This window comes from Acidithiobacillus sp. AMEEHan (assembly GCF_030996345.1).
In the GTDB taxonomy this organism is placed as follows: Bacteria; Pseudomonadota; Gammaproteobacteria; order Acidithiobacillales; family Acidithiobacillaceae; genus Igneacidithiobacillus.
This window is the reverse complement of record NZ_CP118751.1, coordinates 1-10,800: the sequence shown is the minus strand read 5'-3', so window position 1 is coordinate 10,800 and position 10,800 is coordinate 1. Positions and strand designations below refer to the sequence as shown.

Below are 10,800 nucleotides of genomic sequence, written 5' to 3'. Positions count from 1 at the left end.
AAACAACAGGCCGGCGGTCATGAAGAGAAACCCCGGTGCTTTGCAGCGGAACCCCGGCCCCAACGGTCGATCCGGGGCATCATATAGCCGATGCCCAGCAGCGAGATACAGAGGATGCCGGCGTTGATGGCCGCTGCTGCCGCGTCACTCGGCGCAAAGCCGCTGCTGCGCAGCACCAGAGGGAAATACAGTCCAATCCCCAGTCCGACCACATCCAGACAGAACCACGGGAAGATGCTCAGAAACAGGCGACGCAACCACGCCTTCTGTATCAGAATCCGCCAGGAACGGGACGGTGCAGCAAAATCCCGCAGCATCGCCTGTCGTTCCGCGGTAGTACTTTCTGGGTGCAGTTGCAGCAGAGCCAGGTCCGCTTGCGGCATCCTCTCGTGGCGCACCAGCCAACGTGGCGACTCCGGTAGCCCGCGCCGTAGCCAAAGGAGCGCCAAGGCGGGTAGGGCAGCGCTGCCCAACATCCAGCGCCAGGAGTCGCTGCCGATGAACAGCAATGACCAACCAATGGCAGTGGACAACAGAGCACCCACGTACCAGGCCATGTTCACCCTTGCGAAGCGATTTCCGCGCAGAGCCGACGGAGTATATTCGGCGACGATGGTGGCGACCAAGGGATAGTCCAGACCAATGGCGATGCCGGTGAGCAGGCGTCCGGCGAAGAGCATGCTCAGGTTGGGGCTCAGGGCGCTGAGCAAGGCCCCGCCAATATACAGCAGCATATTTGGAGTGAGGAGTCCTCGCCGTCCAAAGCGGTCGGTGAAAAATCCGCCAAACAATCCCCCGAGCAACGAGCCGATCAGGGCCATGCCCATGAGCAGTCCGGTTTCTGCGGCATGCAGGTGCCAAGCACTGTGCAGCGGCAGAAGCACTACAGCCATGATGCTGAGATCGTAGCCATCCAGAAGCATGCCCAGCATTGCTGCGCCCAAAGCACGACGCACGCCAACATCCTGATGTGGGGTACTGGAATAGCGAGACATGAGCGACTACCAGTTGGCGCCATGCTTATGGCGAGGGCCGTTGTTGTAACACAAAAGCATGGGCATGGCGTAGACGAATCCCCCCGGATTAGTGGAGGCCATCTTCCGTTTCTTGAGAGGAGCGTGTCTTCCATGGTCCACGGTGATGAATGACCTCCCCAATTTGTAGAGTCCGTTGACGGTCTCAGCGAACGGGATGTCGTAGGAGTCTCCTTTGCTGCCGACGGCGACTGCTACGGCGGGCTTGGTTATAGATTACAATAAGCGTTTTCTATGGCTTCTTGGGGATGCTCGAAAAAAGGTGATGCTCTTTAGAAAGCTGAGAAATAAACCTTTTTCATGGGTAAATAAAAATATGTCAATTATCCTTCTTAAGCTTACATATCCCAGTTTTTTCCACCGAGTTTTTTGATGTGAATATTGTGCGCTAGTCGAATCGACGGGCGAATCAACAATTGCGCGCTGCCGATGACGAAAAGCCAGACGCCAGCTGTTTCTGTCGCGGAGTAAAAGAAGAAAATACTACCAATCAGAAATAAGAAACCAATTATGAAATCGTTAACGATACTTAATGTTTCGTAACGACGATCAATGACAAGGGTATCGCGTTTGCCAAGAGAGAAATCCAGGCAATCATCCTGCTGATTATCGATGGCAGCCATTGCATCTCCGTTTTTACGACCGAAATTGGAACCCTACTACGAGTTATGGGAAACTGTCAAAACGCTTTGCCACGAACATTGCCTCTGGGCAGGATGGTCGTGGCGTACAACGTGCGCCGCCTAGCCTTTACTGGGGGCGTAATGCGCCCAGAGTCCAGGTGTTTGGGCTAAAAAGCCCAAAGCAAGGAAGAAAAGTTCCGCAAAACGGCCATTCCTTGCCTCGTGCGCCGTTGTCACCACGCTAGCTCTGATTTTTAGGGGTTGATCTAGGTTCCTCTTTGTACTCTTGGTCATGGCAGCCTCCACGCACGGTCTTGCAAGTAGAGTATTCCAATCCTATCTTGGAGAAGATTGGAAACGAGCTGAACTTTCCGGAATTCGACTTGTCCCAAGCAACGGAATCATGCGATCACGGAGACTGGAATGTTTTTATTTTATGCCCTGTTCATCATCCTTCCACTACTTTGGTTTGCCGCCATGTTCGCCGGAATGAAAAGCACTTATGCCAAAGAAGATTCGAGCAAGTAGCAGAATAAAGACAAATGGTACCTGTGCTTCTATGAATATATTCTCTCAAGTTACAGAGATTTTCGGAATCACCGTTGGCGTCTTTGTATTTGTTCTTCCTATGAGTAACGTAGCACTATACTTCTGGGATCGAGTAACAGACCGTCACAAAAGGAACCTCAGTGCGAGATAGCTTCCCGCCACCGTTTCTCTGCAACCTGTCAGACTGAAGCGCAACGGATTTTGACAGGTGATAACCAGAGATTGCGATGTCTGTCAGGAGGATGTGGATCTGCCAAAAAACTAGCGGCAAGCAGACTGATTACCAGCGGCGTGCCATTAGCCGCGATGGAGAGAATGCATGAGAGATTGCACCTGCCCTGCGAAGAGAATGCCTGTTGGGGACACCGGAAATCCCATGTACTGCAAGGACCCTGCCGTCCACGTATTACAGGTGTGTAGCGCGTCATAAGTCCGCCACGAGCGAAAAAACTCACCTCCCGGATACCAGGGCTCTTTCTTGGGAAAGCCATGCGCATGAAGCGGCTCGTCGAGGGAACCAAGAATATACTGAGTCAAGCGTAAAAAGCGGGCGTGACTGACCTGTAATGGGAATAAGCGAACCTGAGGAAGCAATTGCGTAGGCCAATCCGGAGAACGAAGTCCTTGAATCAAGACCACGCTTTTGGACGGAAGTAACGCAGAAAGTCCGGTCAAAACTCCGGGGTTTTGCGCCATATAAAAACTACGGTTTCCCCATCCAATCAAGAGCTCTTGATCGGAGCTAAACCAGTGCTGCAGTACCGGAGCAACTTCGAGAAATGACTTGGCCGGAACTGCCCACCCAGTATGCCAGCCAGTATCGAGCACAAAGATATGTATTTCTTTCCCGGTAGTGGCCTGTAACCCAGCTGGATCATAAAGCTTCGAAGATAAGGGATTTCTTGCGGAAAAGGAAGCGGGTGCACAGGCTGTCAAAGAAAGAGCCAGAAGTGCCAGGAGAAAATATCGTAATGATCTACGCAAGGCTATGAATCCATAGAATTAGATGACTGCTCGACACCAAGATCCTGGGTTAGGGCTCTATTCAGGCTATCGGTTCCATCCATGCTGCTGTTTTCGGGAGGTAGTGAGCAATGCCTTCCAAAATACCAGCGGCGTAATTCCCGTTCATTCCCAGGAATCCGCCCTTGGCAAGGTAGAGGGTATCGCGTAGGTCGGAGGCTGATGCCAACCGAAGCGCCTGTTCCCGAACATCAGGGTGGGCGTTGGCCACCAAGACTGAGTTGATATGACTACCCAAAACCTCCAAATCATTGCCTGAATCGCCCGCAAAAACTGTTTGATCTATAGAATATCCGTGTTGGTGGACGAGAAACTCTATGGCGTGCAGCTTACTGGCGCTGCAAGGTAGGATATCCAGCAAACGTATATTAGCCAGTTCATCGACGGACCAAATCAGCTTGGCATTTACGCCCAAGCCCCAAAGTCTTTGCAAAATTTCCTCTTCGAGAGCCGCATAATCCAGGTCAAGAGCTAGATAATAACTTACCTTGAACATACCCTGCTGTGCCGTTGGTTGGAGGCTGATGGCAGATATGTTGGCAAGCTCTTTGGTGATATCACCATGGGTCATCCCCCCCAATCTGGAGCGATTTCCGCAGCCCAATGTTGCCATGGACGCCATTTGTCATCCGTCAAGGCGTAGATACTCGTTCCTACATCACCGATGATGAACTGTGGCATGGGTAGCTGCCAGTAGTCGATGGCTTCCGTGACGAGGTCCAAATGACGCCCGGTCACCATGATCAACTGCACTGCAGAATGCGCGCACAGACCCCGGAAACGGGGTCGTGCCTCTGGGCTTTCCAAAGAAATGCCATTTGGGATCAACGTTCGATCCAGATCGCAACACAGCAATACCGACTGCCTTTCTTTCTCTGGTCTATCCATGCTACCGGTCTCCCATTCGGGGTCTTGATCATTTCCTGACATTTCCTGAATCCCCTTACATATCCAAAAACTGATAGTGGGAAATTGCTTCCAAGATCCCCGCTAGACCCTCAGATTGACAGGAATAAACGTCATCGGACAATCGCGCCCCTTCGCTTCCTCCGCCTATTTGCGCCGCAAGAATATTTCCCCCCAATAATTCGAGGTCAGCTTGTGGGCTACCAACGACCAGAACATGCTCGAGGGGAATATCATGCCGATCGGCGACATAGCGAACGGCAAAACCGAGAGATGCGCGTTGCGGAATGACCAAAAACTCCTGTGGATTGATTGCCACGACACGAGCGGGGATATCCTGGGCATGCAATTGACTATCTAACGCCGTGATACCGCCAAAATCGGAGCCACTATGAATGAAACCATGCACCGTATACATGCCTTGACTACTCCTGCTTGCCAAATGGACGCCGGCTGTTTCAGCAAGCAGATCGTAGACGCGGTCACCTTGCCAATTCACTGCTATGTGACGGCTCCATGCCTGATCTCGAGTCAGGCTTGTGCCATAATGGATATAGGTACCGGCGCCAGTAATGAGAAGTTCGGGGACCCCCAAGCCGCGTTCTTTGAGAAGCATCAGAAGCTCGGAGAGGGGGCGCATGGTCACCAGTCCCAGGGCTACCCGCTGCTTCCGCGAAAATAACTGTGCCGCCAAATCCGCCGGTCCGATCGGATACTGGTCCAAAAGACGAACACCAAGGAACAGCAGTCGTTTGGAGGTAACGCGAGGCTCTCTTGGGGTCAAAATATCTGGTGTAGAGGGAGCATTCATCGGGCATTCTCTGAGTGCCTCCAAGTATTGTTCAACATGCGCCGGCCAAGTGTAATGGCGGCGCACAGCGGCGACCCCGTTTTGCGCGTAGTGCCGCCGATTCCTTGCGTCGTTGAGAATGGCCAGCAGTTTGCTGCTCATCTCATCCGTGTCCAACGGATTGATGAGCAGGCCATTATTACAGTTGGTGATAATGTCTTTCGGGCCTCCGTTTTCCGTTGCCAGGACCGGAAGACCACAAGCCGCCGCCTCGATCAGCGTCAACCCAAAGGGTTCAGTCAACGCCGGATTGATAAATACCCCTCCCAAATCAGCCGCCCAACGATACAGGTCAGGGACATCCTCGGGAGAATGTTGCCGTGGGTAGGCAACTTTCCCATAGAGGTTATAGCAGTCAATCAGGAATAACATTTCTGTTAACACTTGCCTGAGGCCTGCCGGCATATCACGTATATCTTCCCGATTTCCAGCAATAATGACCAAATTTGCGCGGGCTTGTAGCTCTGGATTTTTCCCATAAGCGTGAATCAGGCCGGCAATGTTCTTACGTTCATCTGGGCGGGACAAAGCGAGAATTGGCGGCCGTTTCGCATTTCGTAGAAAGCGTTTTAACTCTTCAACAATCGGTGGCGCTGGACGGGAAACTGGTGCGAATCGGGAGAGATCTACCCCCGGCGGTATTACGCGCATGCGCTCAGGATTAGCTCGATCGTACATCCCGTACTGGCTATCGATCTCGTCTTGGGTGCTGGCCACGACAAGAGCAGCCGTGGAAAGAATTTCTTCCTCTACGTGGATTCTATGGGACAATCGGTATTTCTCTTCCAAGACTGTCTCGGATTCGCCAAAAGCCAGCAAATGTTGCCGCTTGCTGCGGCCCAGGGAATGAGCCGTGTGCACCAGCGGGACGCCAAGCTGTAATGCCAAGCGCATGCCTACGTAACCGGCATCGGCGTAGTGACTGTGTATGACACTTGGCGCCTGTGCCTGCTTGCGTAAGTATTCAATCGCATGATCGCTGAAACTATCCAAATACGGCCAAAGCGACTCTTTTGGCAAATATTCCTCGGGCCCGGCAGGGAGTCGAATGATATGTGCTTTCGGCTCATCCGACAGAATTTCCTGTTCTTGTTGATAGTCATCACTCACTCTAGGATCGATGATTTGACGGGTCAGCAGGTCAACTCGTGAAACTTTCGGATGTGCCGCCAGAGCATGAAGTAGCTCAAGTACATAAAGTATCTGACCTCCGGTGTCTGCATCCCTCCCAAGCTCGATGTTCTGGCCACGAATGAGCCCGTGGATACTGATAAGCACCAAGTAAAGCAACGGCGAGCCCTTTTCTTGCGGATGATCCGCCGGTTCTACCAATTGCTTGTCTACGGTCATGGGCTAAGAATTCACCTCGCTAACCTCAGCAGGGCTAGGTTCGTCAATACCTAAGCGAAGCAACAACCCAGGATCATCCAAGAAATAGCGCGCAAGAAGAAATCCCGCCGCACTCCACACTTGCCCGATATTGGCGCGTCGCCCTACCAATCGACCTAAACGACCATCGTAATATTCTGGCCACCGATTTAACATCAAGCGCTTTTCGACCAAATTCCAGGCCATTCCCGCGAGGTCTGCTCGCCCGCTTTTCAGCAGTGCTGATACCAGAGGCCAAATCAGCACCGGCCAATGCCCACCATTGTGATAAGACCAGGGGATGTTTTTTGGATCCGAGCCAGTAATCAGTCGCCATTCATCCCCTTCGATAGCGGGGTAAACCAGCTTCATGGGCATGCGCCCAATCAAGTCGGTCCAACGCTGTTCGATCAGGTTGGTCAACGCCACGCGCTGATTCGCGGTAGCCATACCAGTTGCCAACATCAGCAGATTACCCTGCGCGAAAAACCGAAAATCCATTCTTCCGGGTCCCAAATTGCCAACGAAGTACCCGGCATCATCCGGAAGCCAATCCTGTACCCACAAGGGAATCGTTTCGGGATGAATATTAAATAAATTCTCTACATTCTCACCAAGCATTTCCGTTTCAAAACGATAAATCCGGTTGAGCACGTCCATATCCAACCAATAATATCGTTGCACATAGGAACGCAAAATTTCGCGCCGCCGTTGTGCCATATTCAACAACCAATGGCTCCCAGATTCTGGAAGTAACAAAGAGGCAGCACGCAACGTACTGTCAAATAGGGCCTGAATTTCGAGAGGGTGGCCGTAGACTCCCATGCGCCGATCGATCATGAAGGAGCCGTCGGGGACCGGCAAGGTTGGAAAGACCTCGAAACGACTCTGCAGACACAAACTCAGGATCATCCGCAGCATCCGCTGAATTTCCGGGCCGTGCGCAAAAGCAATATCACCGGTGTAATGTACATATGCTTGCAGCAATATCGACCACCACATCATTGAATCCACTGGCGCCACCCTGCCAATGGCTCGATCGCCGAAATCGGCAATGATTCGCTCGTTGCCAGACTCATCATGCTGCACACGAAAGGAGGCCGGTAGAACTCCAGGCGCAATTTGTTGGCCTTCGAGATCTTCTTGCTGCCCCCGCAACTGCATGATCAGATAAAGAAAGGATCGAACTACGTCTTCCCGGTTTTCCAATAGCATGATCAGACCAACCGGAAAGAAATCCCGCACAAAACAGTCGGCGTAGTTGCTTGCTGGCGCGTTGAGATCGACGCTAGCAACCGTGCCTACCAACTGCCCACGATAAAATACCTTCGCATCCTCGATTAATTGGTAAGCATCGTCTAGTGCTGGGCTGGCGCCTGCGTAACGCGGGTACGAAAAACAGGGCTCTGACGGGATCAACGAAATTCTCCTTCAACCTGTCTGTTGTCTGACGGTGGCGCATCAAATGCGCCTAGTCAAGCTTACAATAAAATTCCTTGGGATTACTCGGTAGGGCTCCCGACAGGGCGCATACCTGCGCCGCTAACTGACTCGCCAAACGTAAGGACTCGGTAAAGGCACGTCCCTGTAGTCGCGCGTATATCCATCCTGCACTGAAGGCATCTCCTGCACCAACGGTGTCCCGAATTTGTACCGGTACTGCAGGATGTTGATGGAGAGATCTACCGTCCCAATACGCCGCGCCCTGGGCGCCAGCCGTTACCAATATCTCTGCTACGGCAAAACGCTGGCCCAGGGCCGCCATAGTGTCAGCTAAATCGGCTCCCTGCAGACAAAATTCTTTTCCCAATAGGGCAAGTTCCTCATGGTTGCATTTCAATATCGAAGCCCCAGTCAGAAACTCCTCGAGAGTGTTCTTTTCCCAATTGCCAGCACGCAAGTTGATATCCACGAAGCGCCAATTTGCACGCGAAGCCAATTGGCGCCATGTATTTCGGCTGGGACCGTTTTCGCGCAGAGCCAGAGTCCCGTGATAGAGCCAAAAGGATTGGTTACGTGTAGCGTCAACCAATGGCTTGTCATATTGGATCGCGTCGTAGGCCTGATGGGGCAAAATTTCAAAACGGTGCTCACCGTGCCCTAAATCGTGGACGAGTACCCTCCCTGTCGGCAGTGTCGCATCTTCTTGCAAGATTGCCCGGGCGTCCGGCCAAAGCTGGAGGTGGTTTCGGATCCGGGCGCCGGAAGGATCCTTTCCCAATCTGCTGATAAAGCGTACGTTACTGCCCAGCGACCAAAGGTGACACGCAACATTGAAGGGAGCTCCACCAACCCGCTGCGTATCCCCAAAGTCATCCAGCAGGCATTCACCAAAAATCCAACCGTCCATTCATGTGGTTTCCATGCTGATTTTCTCCAAACTTTCCCGAACGACCTGTTCTGGCTGCAAGTTTTGTCCACTCATCCAACCCAAGAGTATGCCCACCAACGCCAGGATGGATAGAATTGGGTAGCCGATGCTTGCCACCAAAGGCCCACCCAAAAAGGTGCCCAGTACCGTCGCAATCGCCCCACTGGCGTTGAACAATCCCATGGCTGACCCTTGGCTAAACGGCGTCAAACGCGCAGTCAATGTCATTCCGGAAATACTTTGCAACGGCCACGCAAGAATGATCAAGGCAAAGCCAATGAGCGCGATGACGGCCTTTGGAATGGGCAAATAGAAAACGCTCAGCAATAACAAGAAGCCAAGAAAACGCAGTAGCAATGACCAGCGATAGACGCGTCCAGCACCATATTTCCCGGATAATCTCGCCCCTACAGAGTACAGCACGAGGGCAATCGCGGCAGTAACGGCGTAGGTACTGGAGGTAAGAGCGGGCGCGACGTGGTAGGCATGCTGCATGGCGACCGGGAAGTAGGCAAAGAATGCTGCCACGCCAAATGCGACGATAAACCAGGAGAACAAAAATCGGCCAAAGCGACTGCCCAACACTTCCGAAAGACGCCTCACGCCCTGTAGCGAGAGGTGATGGGAAAAGCGCGAAATCCCACCAGCTAGAAGCTCGGGCCTGCCGAAGATGGCGAGGAAACGCCAGTCCAGATCCCGCCGCATACGCTGACCCACCTGCACCCTCCAATCAATCTCCGATTTACTGGGAAGCCCCTTAGCGCCGAGCCAAAGGGCCGGGAGAATGATCGCTGCGGAGCATAGGAGTCCCACGGTAAAATTCGCCACGAATATGCCGGCGACCAACAGTCCCATCACCTGTCCGGCTCCATTCAGCGTTTGCAACCATCCAAGCCGGGGCTCCCAGTCATTTTGCGGATCAAATTCGACGACGAAGAGGCTCGCCATCGTCGCCGCCGCCGATGTGCCGGCACCCGCCAGGAAGGACAGCGCCGTCCAAGGGATGATGCCCGGTACAAAGGGCATGATTGCCAAGGACGCGGCTAAGACTAAGAAGCCGGCATAAAAAATTGGGCGATAAAGGCGGTAACGATCCGCCATAACGCCCCACAGGGGTGAGGTGAGGAGTCCGAGATTGAATCCCCCCATAACATACGCAACCCAGCTGAGATGATGGGTGACCCCAACAATCATCAGTGGCAGTAAGATAGGCAGTAAGCCTGATGAAACAGCGCCCAGGAGTGCATACGCGAGAAACCATATGGAAATCCAGCGTCGCGGTTCACCCAACACCTGGCGGAGGCGCGCCATCCGCTCCTCCATCAGGCGGACACGTTGTATGACCCATTCTTCGCGAAATGATCGAAAGGTACCGCGCTTAGCATCCGTCATGGAACCCCTCCTGGCAGGTGGCGAGTGGTTAACGTGACTCCAAAGCCCATAAGTATTGTGAATGCCTAGAGACAGTTTGGTTCCCTCGATGATGAAATCTCCCGATTGAATCCATTTGAAGGGGGGGTGGCAACATCGCTTCAGGGGGTCACATTGAACCCGGTGATGTGCTCAGCGTGACCAATATGGGCTTGGAGATCCTCTGCGAAACGGGCAAAGGCCGCTGCGTCCTTGCCGGGTGTGGTGTAGAGCAAGCGCCTCTTCTCCAGAGCCATCAACAGAGTGATCTAGTCGTCCGTAGGTAGAGAGGCAAAAAATGCAGCGATAACCCACCGAAAAGCAGGATGAATATCATCAGCATCGGATCACTCCTGCCCCGTGGATTTCTTGTGCTCAAGAATGGCCCTTCCGAGTCCTTCGAGGGGGAGGGATCAAGTTCTTCTGCCGCCTGCACCAAGGCTGCGACGGTATACTGCGGGTTTGCGCCTACGAAGCGAGACAAAAGATTCCGCGACCGCGACCGCTCTCGATCCACTACCTTGGCAGTGGTCGTAAACCCCCGTGGCACACGCGCCGAAAGTTCATCGTGCAACTCGCGCACAAAGGCAGCGCCAAGCTCCCAGAGAGCGGAGAACACTTCATACTCAAGATCATCGGCGGGGAGACGGAATTGGTTCATGCAGC

General features: G+C 53.1%; 9 protein-coding genes and 1 pseudogene. All 10 read right to left on the bottom strand.

Annotated elements, in window-relative coordinates; all coding sequences use genetic code 11:
- Window positions 1–17 precede the first annotated feature (17 nt).
- Window positions 18–995: an MFS transporter gene (locus ORD17_RS13295; protein WP_308390139.1), complete on the bottom strand. Its 978-nt coding sequence runs from the start codon at window positions 993–995 to the stop codon at window positions 18–20.
- Window positions 996–1,372: 377 nt separating this feature from the next.
- Window positions 1,373–1,657, bottom strand: coding sequence for a YrhK family protein (locus ORD17_RS13290; protein WP_308388767.1), 285 nt, complete (start codon window positions 1,655–1,657; stop codon window positions 1,373–1,375).
- Window positions 1,658–2,503: 846 nt separating this feature from the next.
- Entirely contained in the window at window positions 2,504–3,034 is a 531-nt protein-coding gene (locus ORD17_RS13545) for a DUF2459 domain-containing protein (RefSeq protein WP_374693413.1), read from the bottom strand.
- 217 nt (window positions 3,035–3,251) lie between these two features.
- A complete protein-coding gene (locus ORD17_RS13285) occupies window positions 3,252–3,800 on the bottom strand; it encodes an HAD family hydrolase (protein ID WP_308388766.1) in 549 nt (182 codons plus the stop codon).
- On the bottom strand, window positions 3,797–4,159 hold the full coding sequence (locus ORD17_RS13280; protein WP_308388765.1) for an HAD family hydrolase: 363 nt from the start codon (window positions 4,157–4,159) through the stop codon (window positions 3,797–3,799). The genes ORD17_RS13285 and ORD17_RS13280 overlap by 4 nt, the downstream gene beginning before the upstream one ends.
- A 13-nt stretch (window positions 4,160–4,172) precedes the next feature.
- Window positions 4,173–6,335, bottom strand: a complete 2,163-nt coding sequence (locus tag ORD17_RS13275) for an HAD family hydrolase (RefSeq protein ID WP_308388764.1) — start codon at window positions 6,333–6,335, stop codon at window positions 4,173–4,175.
- A gap of 3 nt (window positions 6,336–6,338) precedes the next feature.
- A complete protein-coding gene (locus ORD17_RS13270) occupies window positions 6,339–7,772 on the bottom strand; it encodes a glycoside hydrolase 100 family protein (protein WP_308388763.1) in 1,434 nt (477 codons plus the stop codon).
- A 52-nt stretch (window positions 7,773–7,824) separates the two neighbouring features.
- Window positions 7,825–8,703 carry a PfkB family carbohydrate kinase gene (locus ORD17_RS13265; RefSeq protein ID WP_308388762.1) on the bottom strand — a complete coding sequence of 293 codons (879 nt, stop codon included), beginning with the start codon at window positions 8,701–8,703 and terminating at the stop codon, window positions 7,825–7,827.
- The gene (locus ORD17_RS13260; RefSeq protein ID WP_308388761.1) at window positions 8,704–10,116 is read right to left on the bottom strand and encodes an MFS transporter; all 1,413 of its coding nucleotides are present in this window, start codon (window positions 10,114–10,116) and stop codon (window positions 8,704–8,706) included.
- Window positions 10,117–10,277: 161 nt separating this feature from the next.
- A pseudogene (locus ORD17_RS13255) lies at window positions 10,278–10,403 on the bottom strand (ISL3 family transposase); the annotation flags it as partial.
- Window positions 10,404–10,800 lie beyond the last annotated feature (397 nt).

Excerpts from the sequence above, each read along its gene's own strand:
- ORD17_RS13265 (WP_308388762.1), bottom strand. The coding sequence starts at position 8,703 with ATGGACGGTTGGATTTTTGGTGAATGCCTGCTGGATGACTTTGGGGAT.
- ORD17_RS13285 (WP_308388766.1), bottom strand. The coding sequence starts at position 3,800 with ATGACCCATGGTGATATCACCAAAGAGCTTGCCAACATATCTGCCATC.
- ORD17_RS13290 (WP_308388767.1), bottom strand. The coding sequence starts at position 1,657 with ATGGCTGCCATCGATAATCAGCAGGATGATTGCCTGGATTTCTCTCTT.
- ORD17_RS13295 (WP_308390139.1), bottom strand. The coding sequence starts at position 995 with ATGTCTCGCTATTCCAGTACCCCACATCAGGATGTTGGCGTGCGTCGT.
- ORD17_RS13260 (WP_308388761.1), bottom strand. The coding sequence starts at position 10,116 with ATGACGGATGCTAAGCGCGGTACCTTTCGATCATTTCGCGAAGAATGG.
- ORD17_RS13275 (WP_308388764.1), bottom strand. The coding sequence starts at position 6,335 with ATGACCGTAGACAAGCAATTGGTAGAACCGGCGGATCATCCGCAAGAA.
- ORD17_RS13280 (WP_308388765.1), bottom strand. The coding sequence starts at position 4,159 with ATGTCAGGAAATGATCAAGACCCCGAATGGGAGACCGGTAGCATGGAT.